17 protein-coding genes are annotated in these 16,973 nt (G+C 40.7%); 10 read left to right on the top strand and 7 right to left on the bottom strand.

Features of this window, described 5'->3' with window-relative positions; all coding sequences use genetic code 11:
- Positions 1–100 precede the first annotated feature (100 nt).
- Positions 101–1,213 carry a PilT/PilU family type 4a pilus ATPase gene (locus BCU94_RS03835; protein WP_102440621.1) on the bottom strand — a complete coding sequence of 371 codons (1,113 nt, stop codon included), beginning with the start codon at positions 1,211–1,213 and terminating at the stop codon, positions 101–103.
- An 11-nt stretch (positions 1,214–1,224) separates the two neighbouring features.
- Positions 1,225–2,262 carry a type IV pilus twitching motility protein PilT gene (locus tag BCU94_RS03830; RefSeq protein WP_076542380.1) on the bottom strand — a complete coding sequence of 346 codons (1,038 nt, stop codon included), beginning with the start codon at positions 2,260–2,262 and terminating at the stop codon, positions 1,225–1,227.
- A 35-nt stretch (positions 2,263–2,297) separates the two neighbouring features.
- Between BCU94_RS03830 and BCU94_RS03825 the strand changes: the two genes are divergently transcribed.
- The 8 genes from BCU94_RS03825 (at position 2,298) to BCU94_RS03790 (ending at position 9,886) form a co-directional block, all read left to right on the top strand.
- Positions 2,298–2,993: a YggS family pyridoxal phosphate-dependent enzyme gene (locus tag BCU94_RS03825; RefSeq protein ID WP_102440640.1), complete on the top strand. Its 696-nt coding sequence runs from the start codon at positions 2,298–2,300 to the stop codon at positions 2,991–2,993.
- Positions 2,994–3,131: 138 nt separating this feature from the next.
- Positions 3,132–3,950, top strand: coding sequence for a pyrroline-5-carboxylate reductase (gene proC, locus BCU94_RS03820; RefSeq protein ID WP_102440622.1), 819 nt, complete (start codon positions 3,132–3,134; stop codon positions 3,948–3,950).
- An 86-nt stretch (positions 3,951–4,036) separates the two neighbouring features.
- Entirely contained in the window at positions 4,037–4,588 is a 552-nt protein-coding gene (locus tag BCU94_RS03815; RefSeq protein ID WP_102475650.1) for a YggT family protein, read from the top strand.
- Positions 4,589–4,630: 42 nt separating this feature from the next.
- Complete coding sequence (gene yggU / locus BCU94_RS03810; RefSeq protein ID WP_102440624.1) at positions 4,631–4,930, top strand: DUF167 family protein YggU; 300 nt, start codon at positions 4,631–4,633, stop codon at positions 4,928–4,930.
- A gap of 213 nt (positions 4,931–5,143) precedes the next feature.
- The gene (locus BCU94_RS03805; RefSeq protein ID WP_102475649.1) at positions 5,144–5,578 is read left to right on the top strand and encodes a DUF4426 domain-containing protein; all 435 of its coding nucleotides are present in this window, start codon (positions 5,144–5,146) and stop codon (positions 5,576–5,578) included.
- A 308-nt stretch (positions 5,579–5,886) separates the two neighbouring features.
- A complete protein-coding gene (rdgB, locus tag BCU94_RS03800) occupies positions 5,887–6,486 on the top strand; it encodes an RdgB/HAM1 family non-canonical purine NTP pyrophosphatase (protein ID WP_102440626.1) in 600 nt (199 codons plus the stop codon).
- A gap of 5 nt (positions 6,487–6,491) precedes the next feature.
- Complete coding sequence (gene hemW / locus BCU94_RS03795) at positions 6,492–7,643, top strand: radical SAM family heme chaperone HemW (RefSeq protein ID WP_102475648.1); 1,152 nt, start codon at positions 6,492–6,494, stop codon at positions 7,641–7,643.
- Positions 7,644–7,996: 353 nt separating this feature from the next.
- Positions 7,997–9,886, top strand: a complete 1,890-nt coding sequence (locus BCU94_RS03790; protein ID WP_102475647.1) for a DUF885 domain-containing protein — start codon at positions 7,997–7,999, stop codon at positions 9,884–9,886.
- Between the two features lie 659 nt (positions 9,887–10,545).
- Here BCU94_RS03790 and BCU94_RS03785 read toward each other — a convergent pair.
- From BCU94_RS03785 to trmB, 5 genes are all read right to left on the bottom strand, one after another.
- Positions 10,546–11,487 carry a LysR family transcriptional regulator gene (locus tag BCU94_RS03785; RefSeq protein WP_102440629.1) on the bottom strand — a complete coding sequence of 314 codons (942 nt, stop codon included), beginning with the start codon at positions 11,485–11,487 and terminating at the stop codon, positions 10,546–10,548.
- Positions 11,488–12,033: 546 nt separating this feature from the next.
- A complete protein-coding gene (locus BCU94_RS03780; RefSeq protein ID WP_102440630.1) occupies positions 12,034–12,843 on the bottom strand; it encodes a YggN family protein in 810 nt (269 codons plus the stop codon).
- A gap of 398 nt (positions 12,844–13,241) precedes the next feature.
- Positions 13,242–14,156 (bottom strand): glutaminase B, encoded by a 915-nt coding sequence (glsB, locus tag BCU94_RS03775; RefSeq protein ID WP_102440631.1) that lies wholly within the window; start codon positions 14,154–14,156, stop codon positions 13,242–13,244.
- An 8-nt stretch (positions 14,157–14,164) separates the two neighbouring features.
- Positions 14,165–14,491, bottom strand: a complete 327-nt coding sequence (locus BCU94_RS03770) for a 50S ribosome-binding protein YggL (RefSeq protein ID WP_102440632.1) — start codon at positions 14,489–14,491, stop codon at positions 14,165–14,167.
- Positions 14,492–14,546: 55 nt separating this feature from the next.
- Entirely contained in the window at positions 14,547–15,263 is a 717-nt protein-coding gene (gene trmB, locus BCU94_RS03765; RefSeq protein WP_102440641.1) for a tRNA (guanosine(46)-N7)-methyltransferase TrmB, read from the bottom strand.
- Positions 15,264–15,426: 163 nt separating this feature from the next.
- Between trmB and mutY the strand changes: the two genes are divergently transcribed.
- Positions 15,427–16,563, top strand: coding sequence for an A/G-specific adenine glycosylase (mutY, locus tag BCU94_RS03760; protein WP_102440633.1), 1,137 nt, complete (start codon positions 15,427–15,429; stop codon positions 16,561–16,563).
- A gap of 9 nt (positions 16,564–16,572) precedes the next feature.
- Positions 16,573–16,851 carry an oxidative damage protection protein gene (locus BCU94_RS03755; RefSeq protein WP_102440634.1) on the top strand — a complete coding sequence of 93 codons (279 nt, stop codon included), beginning with the start codon at positions 16,573–16,575 and terminating at the stop codon, positions 16,849–16,851.
- Positions 16,852–16,973: the final 122 nt, after the last annotated feature.

Here is a 16,973-nt window from a genome sequence, read left to right as displayed (position 1 = left end):
CAGGGCTTACGCCTTGGCCTTTTTATAAAATATTTAATAATATCAATGGAGATTAACACTAATGTGAACACATAGTTAAAAGCACAACCAACATTAGCCGTTAATTCATATCAAATGTCACCCCATCCATCATCCCTGACGAGTTAGCTTCATTACTTTGCAGTTTAATCATTAAGCGTAAATCATTGGGTGAATCAGCGTGATGTAATGCATCGGCATAGCTAATCTCTTTTTCAAGATATAAATCCAACAAGGCTTGGTCAAATGTTTGCATGCCCTGCTCTCTTGATTTAGCCATGGTTTCTTTGAGTAAATGCAGCTCATTGTTAGCAATCAAACTGGCTATACGTGGGGTATTAATTAACACTTCGATTGCTGCCCTACGGCCACTACCATCAGATTTTGCCACTAATTGCTGCGCCACAATACCGCGAAGGTTTAATGATAAATCAAACAATAGCTGGTTATGCTTGCTCTCAGGCACTAAATGCATAATACGGTCTAACGCTTGGTTAGCGTTGTTAGCATGCAAGGTCGCCATACATAAGTGACCTGTTTCAGCAAATGTTAAGGCAAATTCCATGGTTTCTTGAGTACGAATTTCACCAATCAAAATCACATCGGGCGCTTGACGCAGCGAACTTTTAAGCGCGGCATCAAATGAATCAGTATCAATACCGACTTCTCGCTGGGTGATAATACTTTTGCGATGGTCATGAACAAATTCTACTGGGTCTTCTATGGTCAAAATATGCCCGCGAGCATGGGCATTACGATAACCCACTAATGCTGCCAGCGAAGTTGATTTACCAGTACCAGTGCCACCCACCATGATGATCAAACCACGTTTACTCATCACCAAGTCTTTAAGGATCGGCGGTAGTTTTAAGTCATCAACTTCAGGAATTTTGGTTTCAATTCGGCGCATCACGCAGCCGGGTGATTCACGTTGCCAAAAAGCACTGACACGGAAACGGCCTAAATCTTTTGCAGCAAAAGCAAAGTTACATTCACGAGACTCGTGAAACTCCTTCTTTTGCACCTCTGTCATTAAGGATTCAACAAACTCTAATGACTGCTCAGGGTTAAAGCTATTATCCGATAGTGGTCTTAGCTCACCATCAATTTTGGCGCTGGGCGGAAAGCCTGCAGTAATAAATAAATCTGAAGCCTTTCTGTCAACCATTACCTTTAAAAAAGGATGCACATCCATTTTACTTTCCTTTAAAAGTTAGCTTGTTTGTTAGAGCTTTTTGACATGGCATCATCACGGCTAATAAGGCCGCGATTGACTAGGTTTTGTAGACACTGTTCAAGGGTTTGCATTCCATGAGACATACCCGTTTGAATAGCTGAATACATTTGTGCGACTTTATCTTCACGAATAAGGTTACGAATAGCTGGCGTGCCCATCATAATTTCGTGAGCTGCCACTCGGCCGCCGCCAACCTTTTTAATTAAGGTTTGCGATATAACCGCCTGCAAAGATTCAGACAACATAGTACGTACCATGTCCTTTTCGCCTGCAGGGAATACATCAACAATACGGTCAACTGTTTTAGCCGCTGAAGTGGTATGCAAGGTACCAAAAACTAAATGACCGGTTTCTGCTGCTGTCATTGCTAAGCGAATGGTTTCAAGGTCACGCATCTCACCCACAAGAATAACATCGGGATCTTCACGCAGTGCACTTCGAAGCGCCGCTTCAAAACTATGGGTATGTTTATGCACTTCACGTTGGTTGACCAAACATTGCTTATTTTGGTGCACAAATTCTATTGGGTCTTCAATGGTCAGAATATGGTCATGGCGTTCATTATTAATATAATCCACCATCGCCGCTAGTGTTGTAGACTTACCAGAACCTGTCGGCCCTGTTACTAAGACTAATCCACGAGGGAAGCTTGAAATCTTTTTGAAAATTTCAGGAGCGCCTAACTGCTCAAGTGATAATATATCGCTGGGAATGGTACGGAAAACGGCACCAGCCCCACGGGATTGGTTAAATGCGTTAACACGAAAACGGGCAAGGTTTGGCACTTCGAACGAGAAATCGATTTCTAAATGTTCTTCGAAGTCCTTACGCTGTTTATCATTCATGATGTCATAGACTAATCCATGAACAGCTTGATGGTCTAATGCGGGTAAGTTGATTTTTCTCACTTCACCATCAACGCGAATCATCGGAGAAACACCGGCAGAAAGGTGTAGATCTGATGCATTGTGCTTTACACTAAAGGCAAGTAACTCAGTTATTTCCATGACTAATGACATCCATTCAAACAAATCAAAACAATATGACAACAATAGCAGACCGAATATCAATCGCCCAGAGCCAAATTGCACAAGCGACGCAAAATTGTTCACGTAATAGTGAAGAAGTCACCTTACTTGCCGTCAGTAAAACTAAGCCAATATCGGCTATTATTGAGGCTTATCAAGCGGGCCAGCGCTGCTTTGGTGAAAATTATGTCCAAGAGGGCGAAGAAAAAGTCCTCGCACTAAAAGATGACTATTGTGATATTGAGTGGCATTTTATCGGCCCTTTGCAGTCCAACAAGTCGCGTATTGTTGCCGAGCATTTTGATTGGATGCACACTTTAAGTCGTGAAAAAATCGCTAAGCGCCTCAATGACCAAAGACCAGCAGGTAAAGCGCCGTTGCAAGTGTGTATTCAAGTTAATATCAGTGAAGAGGCATCAAAGTCAGGGGTGATAGCGACCGAGGTTAGCGCTTTAGCTAAGGTGATAGCATCGCTCCCTAATTTGACTTTAAGAGGCTTAATGGCCATACCGACTGCCACCAGCGATATCGCTCTGCAACGCCAAGAATTTGCCAAACTGCAACAGCTTTTTGCGCAGCTAAAAAGCCAATACCCTGACATTGACACCCTATCAATGGGCATGAGTAATGATCTGGCGGTGGCGATTGAGCATGGCTCTACCATGGTCAGAATTGGCACCGCAATATTTGGCGCTCGAGATTACCCATAAACCCTAAAGGCCAAAAACGCCAAATCATTAATTAAAATTTATCCGCTACTGCTTGTATTAGTAAGCAATAGCCCAAACATTAGTAAATAAGCAATTAGCAAATAACAGCCGACATAAAAATTAAAAGTGATCCTTAATATGACTCAAGCAAAAGTATGTTTTATCGGTGCAGGCAATATGCCCCGCTCAATTATCAGTGGTTTAGTCAGTAATGGTTACCCAGCAGATCGTATTCACGCCACCAATCCCAGTGTTGGTAAATTAGATGCGTTAAAAGCCGATTTTAATATTGGTGTATCTCACGACAATATTGCTGCTGCAGATGATGCAGATGTGATTGTACTCAGCGTAAAACCGCAGTTAATGCAAATGGTGTGTGAACAACTAAGTCAGTTAGATTTATCAAAAAAGTTATTAATCACTATCGCTGCAGGCATTCCTGCGGCGCGCTATGTCGATTATTTTAAGCAACCGATTAACCTTATTCGCACTATGCCTAATACACCAACGCAAATTGGCGTGGGTATGACAGGCTTATACGCCGATGAATCCATTTCAGCAGAGCATAAACAAATTTGCGAAACCTTAATGATAAGTGGTGGCAAAATAGTTTGGGTTGAAAAAGAAGACGAGCTTAACCAAGTGATTGCATTAGCTGGCAGTTCACCGGCTTATTTTTTCTTGTTTATTGAGTCTATGATTGACCATGGCATTAAATCTGGCATGGATGAAACCACAGCAAGAGCGCTTGCCCAGCAGGCGGCATTAGGCGCGGCGCAAATGGTGATTCAAAATCCACAACTTTCATTAGCAACCTTGCGTAATAATGTTACCTCAAAAGGCGGCACTACAGCTCAAGCGGTTGAAACCTTCGAACAAGGCGATTTACGCGGTTTAGTGGATAAAGCTATGACAAACTGCATAAAACGGGCACAAGAAATGGCAAAAACATTTTAAACAAACGATATTTAATGGAAAATAGCCCGTGAAGATAATTTTCAGTTCAATTTTAGATCAACTTCAGATCAACTAAGGCACACTCAATGAATGCACTACATTTCTTAATCGATACCGTTTTTGGTCTTTATCTTATGATAGTCCTGCTGCGCTTTTGGCTACAATTAGCCAGAGCTGATTTTTACAATCCATTTAGCCAGTTTGTGATTAAAGCCACTCAACCTATCATAGCCCCAATGCGCCGTGTATTGCCGTCTATGGGCAGTATTGATACCGCATCAATCGTACTGGCCTTATTGGTGGTATTTATAAAATATTCAATACTTACCGCTATGACACCTGCTGCGCTATTTGACCCATTAATGCTTGGTATTCTTACTGTGGTTTCAGTATTAAAAGAAGCTGGAGTATTACTGTTTTGGGTACTCATTCTGCGCGCACTGCTTAGCTGGTTTAACCAAGGTCACAACCCGATTGTGAAGGTAATGGATCAACTTACCGAACCCTTTTTAGCCCCTGTTCGTCGTATCCTGCCTCCTATGGGTGGTTTAGACTTATCGGTGATGTTAGTGCTGATTGCAATGAACTTCCTTAATATTTTGTTAGCGCAATACATTCCATTTTGGGCTCAGGTTTAAATTTCATGTTTTCCGTTTTAACCTCCGAGCGAGCTTAAGCTGATGCCTGTCGTTATTCAGCAACAGAGTAACCTGTTGCTGAACCTTTATATTCAGCCTAAGGCCAGCCGTGATAAAATTGTGGGCTTACATGGTGATGAAATAAAAATCGCCATCACAGCCCCGCCAATCGACGGTAAAGCCAATAGCCACCTGATAAAGTATTTAGCCAAAGCCTTTAAAGTGCCAAAGTCTGATGTGATGCTTCTAAAAGGGCTTCAAGGCCGTCATAAGCAAGTGAAGATACTTAGCCCGTTAAAGATCCCGCCTGAAATATCGCAGATAATAGCCCAATGCAACTAAGCATCGATTAGTGAAATCATCCATTATTGAAATCATCCATCAAAATGATCCAATTACGGGTGATCTGGCTAAAAATTCTCTATACTTAAGTCTACATTCCAATTAGTGAATCAACTCTTTCGTCGCGACGATTAACTAACCTAGGGCTAAACTAACCCGCTAGGTCAATTAAGCCAGTTGTTAGCAACACAGAGTCGATCAAGGATTTAGATTATGTTTCGCACCCTTTTATGTAGCTTTGTCATTTTAATGAGTACCCTAACGACCGTTCAAGCAGAACAAAAACAGACTGTCGGTAATTATGATATTCATTACATGGCATTAGGTAGTACCTTTATTACCCCTGCTATTGCCAAAACCTATGGTATTGAACGCAGTAATTACAACGGTATTGTCAATATTGCAGTGTTAGATACCAGTAAAGAAGGTAATCCCGCCGTTGCTGTTGAAATCGCTGGCGTAGCCAACAACTTACTTGATGCACGAATGGATTTAGAGTTTAAAGAAATCCGTGAAGGCGATGCTATTTATTATATCGCCCAAGTGCCATACCGAGACGATCAACAAATCAACTTTAACCTGACGATAAAGTACGGCAATAAGCTCAATACATCGTTAAAGTTCAAACAAAAATTTTATGTGGAATAAGGCTAAACAGCGGCTTATTTCAAATGATTTTGCACTTTTAACAAGCTAAACCTCAAGGTTTAGCTTTTTATTTAGTTGCGCAAACCATAGCTATTTTATCCTTTGCTGCTGTCTATCAACTCAGTGCTTAGGTATCATTAGGCCAATTTCATTGATGAAAATTTAAATAGCCAGTCAAGGCGAAAACTAAGCCTTTTTTAAGGCTAGATGCCACTTATTTGATGTGAGTTTTAGTTTACTGCAAAGCCTGCTCACCCCATAAGCACTATTTAAAACATCAGCCCCCTTATTTAATAAAAAGGTATTCCATGCAACAGATTGTTTTAGCAAGCGGTAACAAAGGTAAACTAACAGAGTTTGATCAGATGCTAGCCCAATTTGATATTGAGGTTTTACCGCAAAACCAATTTAACGTTCCAGAAGTGGCTGAAACAGGCACCACCTTTATTGAAAATGCCATTATTAAAGCCCGCCACGCTGCAGAAATCACTGGTAAAGCCGCAATCGCAGATGATTCTGGTTTAGAAGTTGATGCCCTTCAAGGCGCACCGGGGATTTATTCAGCCCGTTACGGCGGCGAAGGCGCCAGCGAGCAAGACAATTACCTTAAATTACTTGCTGCATTAGCAAACAAAACACAGCGCAAAGCACGCTTTCAGTGTGTATTGGTTTATATGCGCCATGCTAAAGACCCAACCCCAATAGTTTGCCAAGCGGCATGGGAAGGCACTATAGGATTGAGCCCTCAAGGTGAGCAAGGCCATGGCTACGACCCTATCTTTATTCCACAGGGGTTTGATATTTCGGCTGCCGAGCTTTCAAGTGAGCAAAAAAACCAGTTGAGCCACCGTGGGTTAGCACTTACTTTGCTTGTAGACGCTATGAAAGCCAAAGGGATTATTAAGTAACTATCATGCAATCAGCGAAATTATCTCTGCCACCACTGAGCTTATATATCCATATCCCTTGGTGCGTTCAAAAGTGCCCATATTGTGATTTTAACTCCCATGGTCAGCATGGAGTATTACCGCAACAAGCTTATGTTGATGCACTTTTAGCCGATCTCAATCACGACCTTCACTATGTACAAGGGCGAAAACTTCACAGCATTTTTATTGGTGGCGGCACGCCATCTTTATTTGAAGCCACCCAAATACAGCGCATTCTAGCCGGTGCTGAAGCCGCCATTGGTTTTGAAGATGATATTGAAATTACCATGGAAGCCAATCCGGGTACGTTAGAGCATGATGACTTTGCCGCATATCGCGCTGCAGGGGTGACGCGCTTGTCCATTGGGGTGCAAAGTTTCTCAAAAGATAAACTCAACCTTCTTGGCCGTATCCATGATGAGGATGAAGCCGTTACCGCTGCTAATACAGCCCGTAATGCAGGTTACAACAGCTTTAACTTAGATTTAATGCACGGCTTACCGAATCAGTCATTTGATGAAGCCATGGCCGATATCGATACTGCTGCTGGGTTAATGCCACCGCATTTATCTTGGTATCAACTGACCATAGAGCCAAATACCTTATTTCACTCTAAACCGCCACAATTGCCTGACGATGAAAACTTGTGGCATATCTATGAGCAAGGACAGAAGAAGCTAGCAGCACTTGGCTATGTGCAATATGAAATCTCTGCTTATGCCAAAGATGGATTTCAGTGCAAACATAATCTCAATTATTGGCAGTTTGGCGATTACTTGGGGATTGGCTGCGGCGCCCATGGCAAGATTACTCAACCTGAGCTCAATAAGATTATTCGCACCGTCAAAATTAAGCATCCGAAGGGTTATCTAGCAACGTCAGATTACACCAGTGAAACTACTGAAGTGCTAGCTGAAGATCGCGCCCTTGAATATTTAATGAATCGACTCAGGTTAATGACGGCTATCCCTAAAACTGAATTTGAACTGCGCACCGGCTTACCTGTGTCAGAGCTTGATGAAGGTATTGCTAAATCAATTAAAAGAGGCTTATTAACCGAAACTGAGACCCATTGGCAATTAACCGCCAAAGGCCATATGTTTGTTAATGATATTTTGTCGCAGTTTTTAGATTAGCTACTTTATAGCTAGCTGATTTATTAAAGTTATTACTAGCCTATATAACTAGTCTACTTATTACTGGCATATTTATTACTAGCCTATTTATTACTAGCCTATATAAAAGCCTGATGGATTACCTTTATAAAACAAGGTTAATGCATTAGGCTTTTTTTGATTTCCTTTGCCCATTAAGCTTGGCGCTTTAAGCAAAGTGCCTGCAAGTCACTAAATAAATCATTTCGCATTTACCCTGTAAATTCAGCAACATTTAAGACACAATTGCTAACATTTCACGTTATACATTTATGCTTGTGTCATTTAGGATATCAATCGATCTCCTGTTCTATTACTTTGCTAACGGAAACCCTATGCGACTAACAACAAAAACGACATTAATAGCCGTTGCTTTAACCAGCTTATTATCAAACGCCGCAATCGCCCACACTGCAGCGCACCAACCTTTAACCAATACAGTAGCCTCCACAAAAACAGCCACCACCGAGTCAGAAAAAGCCAATGAGCTGTTTGAAAGTATGTTCATGGAAAATATAATGGCTAGCCCGATTTCCCAAACCTATTTACGCATCAAAACTGATTATGACAAATGGGGTGATTTTAGTGATAAATCTGCTGACGAAGACTTAGCCAGAGCTAAAAAGCATTTAAAACAACTTGAAACTATTAATGTTGCTAAGTTAGACAAGCAAACGGCACTTAGCTACAAATTAATGAAACAAGGCTTAGAGCAGCAAATCAGCGATGATAAATGGCGTTACCATAATTACCCTGTAAACCAGATGCGTGGTAGTCATTCGTTTATTGCTACCTTCCTTATCAATCAACATCAAGTTGAAAATGTCAGTGATGCACAGGCTTACATTAGCCGTTTAAACGGTGTAAAGCATGTAACTGAGCAAGTGATCGATGCATTAAAAATTCGCGCCGATAAAAATATTATCGCGCCAAAGTTTGTCTTCCCTTATGTGATTTTAGACAGCGAAAATATTATCAAGGGTGCACCTTTTACTGATACTGAAGTTAAAAGCACCCTATGGGGTGATATTAACCGTAAAATCGAGAAGCTCGATATTACCCAAGCTCAAAAAGATGAATTATTGGCGGCAGCTAAAACAGCCTTAATTAAAAGTGTAAAACCTGGGTATGACAATTTAATCAGCTATTTACATGAATTAGAAGCCAAAGCTGATAGCCGTGATGGGGTGTGGAAGTTACCTTTAGGCGAAGATTTTTATAATACTCGTCTAAATCGTATTACGACGACTGATATGAGCTCTGAAACAATTCATCAGTTAGGTTTAGCAGAAGTTGAACGTATTCATAATGAAATGCGTGCGATCATGAAAAAAGTAAATTATACCGGCAACTTAGCCGAGTTTATGGCTTTCATGCGTGATGATGAACAATTTTATTACCCCAACACCGATGAAGGTAAAACTCGTTACATTACCGAAGCTAAAGACCTAATTGATAATATGGAGTCACGCTTAGGTGAAGTGTTTAATATTAAACCTAAAGCCGGATTAATCGTTAAACCTGTTGAAGCCTTTCGCGAAAAGTCTGCTGGTAAAGCATTCTATGATCAACCCGCTCCCGATGGTTCACGCCCTGGTACTTACTACGCCAACTTGTATGACATGAAAGCAATGCCCACTTACCAAATGGAAGCCTTGGCTTATCATGAGGGGATCCCTGGGCATCACATGCAAATTGCCATTGCCCAAGAGCTGGAAGGTATTCCTAAATTTAGAAAATTCGGTGGCTATACTGCCTATATTGAAGGCTGGGGTCTTTATACTGAATACTTCCCTAAAGAAATGGGCTTGTATGCTGATCCCTACTCTGACTTTGGCCGCTTAGCGATGGAGCTATGGCGTGCTTGTCGTCTGGTTGTAGACACAGGGATCCACACTCAACAATGGACTCGTGAGCAAGGTATCCAATACTACGTAGACAACACCCCAAATGCTAAGTCTGATGCCATTAAAATGGTAGAACGCCACGTGGTGATGCCTGGCCAAGCTACTGCCTATAAAGTCGGTATGATTAAAGTGTTAGAGCTACGTGAAAACGCCAAGCTTAAATTAGGTGACAAGTTTGATATTCGTCAGTTCCATACCCTAGTACTGCAAAATGGCCCTGTACCATTAGATGTATTAGAAGCTGAAGTGGACAATTGGATTAATCAAACCAATAAACCTGAGCTATTAAGCCAATCGGCAGACTCAAATCGCGGTTAATCAACCAATCGATTAAGTTATCTAAGGCCACTTTTTAGTGGCCTTCTTTTTGGCTCGTACTAAAGCCTAAGTAATGAAATCTAAGTAATGAGCGCCACTCTATAAATTACCAAGGCAATAACAAGTTCAATAACGAGTGCATTAACAAATGCTATACCCGACAAATATATTCAATTGGCAGCTTAAAAGAGAACAAAAGTACAAAGGCGAGAGAGTAAACAAATTAAGCGGATATTATAGGGCAGAAAAAATAACCCCAGCACAATGTCTGGGGTAAACCAATTAAAACTAGGATGATGGTTTCAAAGCCGGCATTGTTCTGATTTTAAAACCTCTGCCAGCAGTGATTCAAAACTTGCGAAGTTGCTGATTTGCACAAAAAGCTGAAAAGGGGTCATTTCTCAACAAGATGCGTGACTCAAATCATTCCGAATCAACTGAAATCTATTGTATTGATTTAAGAACAGAGTTCAAGCAGCTTTTTATACTCCATTAATAACTCAGCACAGAAACAACCTGAGCGTTTTTCAAGCACAAGACAATCAAGTTATTGTTTTTATTGTGCAAATAAAAAAGCCGCAACTTAAGTTGCGACTTTGTTTTAAAATTCGAACAATGTTTCCAGTTTTAGTTACTGACTTAGAAACCCCATTGAATGGCTATTTACGTAATTTGTATAAATGATCAAACTTACCATCCCAATAAGGTGTAGTACCAATATGACCTTTAATAAATTCAATAAATGCACTTACTTTAGGGGCAAGGTGCTTACGTCTTGGGTAAACAGCCTGTAGCGGTAAGTTGTTGGTCAATTGCCAATCAGGTAATAACGGCACTAATGTACCTTGTTCGATTTCATCTTCAAGTAAATAACTTGCTAGGTAGGCAATACCTAAACCGCTAACCGCGGCCGATTTTAATGCTGGTGCATTATCAACCCGGAAGTTACCAGAAACACCAATTTCACAGTAATCATCAGCTTTCTTAAACTGCCACATGCTGTGCTCATGCCACTCACCTTGGTAGACTAGACAGTTATGATCAACAAGTTGTTCAGGTCGAGAAATATTGCCATGTTGGGCAATATATTCTGGCGATGCCACTAATAAGAACTGACACTTCATTAATGGTCTTGCAACCATACCTAATGGTAGCTGCTCAGACATAGTCAAAAGTAAATCTAAACCTTCACTAACCACATCGACTTTATGATCCAGTAAGCTAACTTGTAGCTCAAGCTCTGGATGTCGTGCCATAAACTCAGGTAATGCAGGAATAATATGCATGGTACCAAAAGACTGAGAAATACCGACTTTAAGTACACCACGGGTGGCATCATTTAGATTATGCACACTAGCAACGGCCTGCTCTGCATCACGTAATAACTCCTCACCTTGTATGTAAAGCAAGTTACCCGCTTCAGTTAAACTTAAACTACGTGTAGTACGTTGGATGAGTTGAACCCCAAGTTTATGTTCAAGATCAGCAACCTGAGTACTTACTTTGGACTTAGATATACTCAACCTTCTGGCAGCGGCACTGAAGCTCCCGGCTCTAGCAACATGAGTAAAAATAGCAATAGGTTCTAATAGTTCTAACATTGGAGTCGCCTTAAGCTGTTTACGACATTAAAAATATTTTTTGAGTTCCAAGTAATGTCGCTTATTACAGACAATGCTGCATAAACGCCACCTACTTTATATGGTTCTTTAAACGTTGCGCCACTCACCCAAAAAGAAATTAAATTTTGATAGTCCATTATCATGAATAGCCAACCAAAACTAAAACAACAAGTTAATTGGTTAACGCCATACAGTTTTATAGTTTTAGGAGTATACCAAAAATTGTATAAATGGCTCTATATTTATAATATACAATTTTTTTATCAGAACAAATCTACGATAAACTGTAATATTAATGACTTTTTCTCAACTTGAACGGTGGCAATTAGACAAAAAACGACTAGCTCGGCTAGCATATCTCGCTACAAAGTAGCGCAAATAACAGATAGTTAACTAGAGCTTGATTGGCGGGTGAAGTTTTTGATTGGTAATTTAAGCAGGAATGGTTTAACCAAAAAGCCCCTGCACAAGGTACAGGGGAAGGTCAGGTGCATTTTGACAATGCTAGAACTTACAAGGTTACCGCTACTCAGTATCTGATAATGTCGCTAATTCATAAGAAGATAGCTGTGGGATGGATTGACGTAATTCACTTTCAAGCACCATTAACTGCTCAAAGTTACCGCAGACTTTTTTGGCTTTAGCTTCTATGGCCTCTGATTGCTCAGAAATCTGCAATTCAACATCTTCACCGATTCTTTCCATTTTGCTTGAAAAGGCAGTCATTTTTTCATCAAAGCTTCCGCCTTCTGAAGACATCATTTCAGCCCCTAGCGCCATCATAAAACTGCCCATGGAGTTTTTAATCATTTGCTCCATTTCTTGTTCAAACTCTTCATTAAATGCTTCTTCTAACGAAGACTCTGTCGCGCCAAGATAAAACTTATCCCCTTGTTGATATGCTGCTTGGTCAACACGGCTTTGAATTCCAGCTAAAAGCTCATCCAATTTAGCCGCGGTGGCATCGCCAAAAATAGGGGTTAATGCCATGCTCACTGCATCTGTTGCCAAAATAACAGCATCATCAACTAAATCAATTACCTCTGGGATCTGTTTAGATACTTGCTCAGAATAATCAGCTAACAAAGCTGCTTGCTTATCATTTAGTGCAACTTGGTTGCCATCAATATATAACTTTCCAAGTTCGACTCGGTAAACCTCAGCGCCTTTTTCGCTAAAGGATAATTTTTGTGGCTCAACGGTAACATCATAGTTTAAGGTCACGTTGCATTGATTATCTTCAAGGGACATTTTGGCCACCGCAGGCGTCATAGCCCCTGCGGTAAAAATTAAACCAGTTAGTGCAATACTTTTAAATAAACCTTGGGTATTCATTAGCTCTATCCTTGCTGTTAATCGTTATGTAGATAATCAATGGGGCGAGTGGCTAAACTGCTCACTAAGCTACTGCCAACGTTTTGATATCTAGTTTCAATGTTAATTAGACTGATACCAAGTTATTGCACAGGCTGTGCCAAAAACATAAATAAGCTTTTTATCAATAACTTAAAGCAGATAATAACTAATAGGTTTAGCTTTTAGATTTGGATTTATATTAACTATGTGTGAAATAAGCCAAATGTTGGTAATTTTCATCATCGCTATTATATGGGTAGATTTAAGAATAGATGATTTTCAAACTCGTGGATGAGGATACTAAAAAGACAATGGATGATTTCAAGCTTAACATTTGAAAATGGGCATAAAAAACTTGCCCAGCAACATAAGCGAGTTTAAAAAATTGAGCGACCTAATGATTGTGATAAATGCTCAAGCATGCGAGTGCCTGCCAGTGAGTTGCCATTTTGATCAAGTTCAGGCGACCATACGCAAATAGACATGTCCCCAGGGATCACCGCAATAATGCCGCCGCCAACACCACTTTTACCTGGCATACCAACCCGATAAGCAAACTCACCTGCGCCATCATATAAACCTGAGGTAGCAAGCAGTGCATTTAGCTGTCTGGTTTGTACTGGGGTAACGATTTGATCCCCTGCTAGGCTTTTACCGCGATTGGCGAGATAAAACATCGCTTTTGATAAGTCAGCGCAATTCATTTTTAATGAGCAGTAATGAAAATAGCTCTTTAATACTGTATCAACATCGCCGTTAAAATTACCAAATGACTTCATTAAATAGGCAATAGAGGCATTACGGGCACTAAACTGAAATTCTGAATTAGCCACAACTTTATCAAAAAGTATGTGAGGGTTTTCGCTCAGGTTTCTAACCACTTCAAGCAAGTGATGCTTAGGTGCACCAAGGCGCGCTTGAATTAAATCTGCTATCACTAATGCACCAGCATTAATAAATGGATTTCTTGGAATGCCTCGTTCAAGCTCAACTTGAACCAATGAGTTAAACGACTGACCTGAAGGCTCTTTACCTACCCTGCTCCAAAGTTCATCTTCGGAGTACAAACTTAGCGCTAAAGTAAGGCTGAATACTTTGGAGATAGATTGAATGGAAAACGGCTCAAGATAATCCCCAGCGCCAATGGTGTGACCATCTGCGCCAGTGACTGCTATTGCTATTTTGTTTGGATCTACGTCAGCCAATGCTGGAATATAATCTGCGACTTTCCCTAAACCAATAAGTGGCCGAACCTTGTCGACCACTTCATCAAGCAATATTTGCTCAGGCATTAGCTATATTAGCCCCACCAGATGTCGTACAGTGCACTAACTTCAAGTTGTGGCACTTTTTTCGCTTCCCAGAAGGCTTTAACAGCAGCAACATCTTCTTCGGTACATTTACCGATCTCTTGTGTTGCAATAATGCCTTCCCACATTTTATGACCGCCGCCATGGAAACCTAGCTTACGAGGTTCAATGACTTGTTCAATGAACTCATCAACAGCTTTATCAATATCTGCTTCAGAAATTGACTCATCAAAAGTCCAGTTGATATCAAAACCAAATTCTTGGAATTCATCAACGCGTAGTTTCTTACGTAAACGGCGAGTTCGGGTCTTAGCCATGGTTATTTCCTAGTTAGTTGATTAAATAGCTTATTTTAACAATATTTTATTATAATTATGCAATACGTTCGAACATTATGTCCCAAACGCCATGACCTAAACGATGGCCGCGGGCTTCGAACTTAGTTAGCGGGCGATGATCTGGACGTTCAACTACAGTATTGGTTGCTGATTGGTTTTTATAACCTTCAGCCACAGACATCACTTCTAACATGTGCTCGCTGTAGTTTTCCCAATCTGTTGCCATATGGAAAACACCGCCAATCTTAAGCTTACGACGAATTAATTGCGCAAATTCAGCTTGCACAATACGGCGTTTGTGATGACGTTTTTTGTGCCAAGGATCTGGGAAAAATAATTGTACTCGGGCAAGTGAGCCATCAGCAATGCTGTTTTCAAGCACTTCCATCGCGTCATGATGATAAACACGTAAATTAGTAATTTCAGCTTCACCGGCATCAACTAAACATGCGCCAACACCTGGTTTATGTACTTCGATACCAATGTAGTTTAACTCAGGAGCCGCTTTAGCCATTTCAACTAAAGATGCACCCATACCAAAACCAATTTCTAATACGGTATCAGCATCACGCTTAAACACTTCAGCTAAATTAATCGCTTCTGGTGTGTAATCTAAACCCATTGCAGGCCAATGTGCTTCAATTGCGTTTGCTTGGCCTTTGGTTAAACGGCCTTCTCTTAATACAAAACTTCTGATTTTACGAATATATTTGCCATCTTCGTTAAATTCAGCGGTGGTAACGTCGCTCATGTATGCCTCATCATTTGAATAGCGTTTAAATTGCCGACTATTCAAAGTTTCATCTTTGTTCCAATAATAGTGGCTAAGTATATCTTAAAATCACCATGACTAAAGTATTTATCAGTTAACAGGCTCCCTTGTTTATAGAATATTCTCCATATACACTGCGCTGATGAAAAAAGTTAACTCCTTTTCTGAGCGGATCACCGCTTGGTACGATTTACACGGACGCAAGACCTTACCGTGGCAAATCAATAAAACCCCATATAGAGTGTGGATTTCAGAGATCATGCTGCAACAAACTCAAGTTGCCACTGTTATCCCCTACTATGAAAAATTCATGCAAAGCTTTCCCGACATTAAAGCCCTTGCCAATGCCAGCGAAGATGATGTACTGCATCATTGGACGGGGTTAGGCTATTATGCCCGCGCCCGTAATCTGCATAAAGCGGCTAAAACAGTTTGTGAGCAACATGCAGGCAAGTTTCCTGAAGCGCTAGATGAAGTCATAGCCTTACCGGGTATTGGCCGCTCGACTGCTGGGGCCATTTTGTCATTGTCCCTTGGTCAGCATCATTCAATATTAGATGGAAACGTTAAACGGGTACTTGCCCGTCACGGCGCAATTGAAGGTTGGCCAGGTCAAAAAGCAGTTGAACAACAATTATGGCACTTAACGGATAAGTTAACCCCGCAAAAAGATGTGGTTAAATTTAACCAAGCCATGATGGATATTGGCTCTGCGGTTTGCACTCGCAGTAAACCCAATTGTGCTCAATGCCCTGTTGCAATTGATTGTAAAGCGCAGCTTGCTGGCCGACAGACAGAATTCCCCGGTAAAAAGCCTAAAAAAACCATTCCTGTAAAATCTGCATGGATGCTAGTACTGCATAAAGATGGTGAAGTCATTCTTAATAAAAGACCACCAGCAGGCATTTGGGGCGGCTTATGGTGTTTTCCTCAATTTGATACTGAGGCGGCGCTGCTTGCACATATCAGTGCTAATGGGTTTAATCACAGCAGCAATGAATATGCCGCAGCAAAAAACAACAATAATGAACAATCACAATGGCTTGCAGGATTTAGACATACTTTTAGTCATTTTCATTTAGATATTCAGCCTATCTTAGTTAATCTCGGCGAAAATCAACAATCGCCTCAAATTGACTCAAGTGTAATGGAACAAAATCAGACACTCTGGTATAACATACATCATCCCGCGAAAGTTGGATTAGCCGCAGCAACTGAGCGGATTTTATCTAACTTAGCCGCTCTTTTAGCAGTAGATCCCGTCAAGGAATCCCTTTAAGGAATAATCATGGCTCGTAATGTTAATTGCGTATATTTAAAGAAAGAAGCTCCAGGTTTAGATTTTCAACTTTACCCTGGCGATCTAGGCAAGCGTATCTTTGATTCAATCAGTAAAGAAGCGTGGGCACTTTGGCAGAAAAAACAAACCATGCTAATCAATGAAAACAAACTTAACATGATGAATGTTGATGACCGTAAACTACTTGAAGAGAATATGGTTAGCTTTTTATTTGAAGGCAAAGATGTTGCCGTTGAAGGTTATGTACCTCCAAGTGAAGACGAGTAACTAAATAGCTAATCCCTTAGCTAGCAGAACAACTTAAGAGCCTACTTTAAAACCGCTAACGGCGTGTTGATATAAAGTAGGCTTTTTTATTCGCATCAATTACCAATCACTTTTGAGACAAT

The sequence above is a fragment of the Shewanella sp. 10N.286.52.C2 genome (genome assembly GCF_002874545.1).
In the GTDB taxonomy this organism is placed as follows: domain Bacteria; phylum Pseudomonadota; class Gammaproteobacteria; order Enterobacterales; family Shewanellaceae; genus Shewanella.
This window is presented reverse-complemented; position numbering and strand designations above follow the sequence as displayed.

What these genes read in the sequence shown, in the direction of transcription:
- yggU (WP_102440624.1), top strand. Translation starts at nt 4,631, where the DNA reads ATGCCTGTCGTTATTCAGCAACAGAGTAACCTGTTGCTGAACCTTTAT.
- BCU94_RS03835 (WP_102440621.1), bottom strand. Translation starts at nt 1,213, where the DNA reads ATGGATGTGCATCCTTTTTTAAAGGTAATGGTTGACAGAAAGGCTTCA.
- trmB (WP_102440641.1), bottom strand. Translation starts at nt 15,263, where the DNA reads ATGAGCGACGTTACCACCGCTGAATTTAACGAAGATGGCAAATATATT.
- proC (WP_102440622.1), top strand. Translation starts at nt 3,132, where the DNA reads ATGACTCAAGCAAAAGTATGTTTTATCGGTGCAGGCAATATGCCCCGC.
- BCU94_RS03755 (WP_102440634.1), top strand. Translation starts at nt 16,573, where the DNA reads ATGGCTCGTAATGTTAATTGCGTATATTTAAAGAAAGAAGCTCCAGGT.
- rdgB (WP_102440626.1), top strand. Translation starts at nt 5,887, where the DNA reads ATGCAACAGATTGTTTTAGCAAGCGGTAACAAAGGTAAACTAACAGAG.
- glsB (WP_102440631.1), bottom strand. Translation starts at nt 14,156, where the DNA reads ATGCCTGAGCAAATATTGCTTGATGAAGTGGTCGACAAGGTTCGGCCA.
- BCU94_RS03780 (WP_102440630.1), bottom strand. Translation starts at nt 12,843, where the DNA reads ATGAATACCCAAGGTTTATTTAAAAGTATTGCACTAACTGGTTTAATT.
- BCU94_RS03815 (WP_102475650.1), top strand. Translation starts at nt 4,037, where the DNA reads ATGAATGCACTACATTTCTTAATCGATACCGTTTTTGGTCTTTATCTT.
- BCU94_RS03825 (WP_102440640.1), top strand. Translation starts at nt 2,298, where the DNA reads ATGACAACAATAGCAGACCGAATATCAATCGCCCAGAGCCAAATTGCA.
- BCU94_RS03785 (WP_102440629.1), bottom strand. Translation starts at nt 11,487, where the DNA reads ATGTTAGAACTATTAGAACCTATTGCTATTTTTACTCATGTTGCTAGA.
- BCU94_RS03790 (WP_102475647.1), top strand. Translation starts at nt 7,997, where the DNA reads ATGCGACTAACAACAAAAACGACATTAATAGCCGTTGCTTTAACCAGC.
- BCU94_RS03805 (WP_102475649.1), top strand. Translation starts at nt 5,144, where the DNA reads ATGTTTCGCACCCTTTTATGTAGCTTTGTCATTTTAATGAGTACCCTA.
- BCU94_RS03830 (WP_076542380.1), bottom strand. Translation starts at nt 2,262, where the DNA reads ATGGAAATAACTGAGTTACTTGCCTTTAGTGTAAAGCACAATGCATCA.
- BCU94_RS03770 (WP_102440632.1), bottom strand. Translation starts at nt 14,491, where the DNA reads ATGGCTAAGACCCGAACTCGCCGTTTACGTAAGAAACTACGCGTTGAT.
- mutY (WP_102440633.1), top strand. Translation starts at nt 15,427, where the DNA reads ATGAAAAAAGTTAACTCCTTTTCTGAGCGGATCACCGCTTGGTACGAT.
- hemW (WP_102475648.1), top strand. Translation starts at nt 6,492, where the DNA reads ATGCAATCAGCGAAATTATCTCTGCCACCACTGAGCTTATATATCCAT.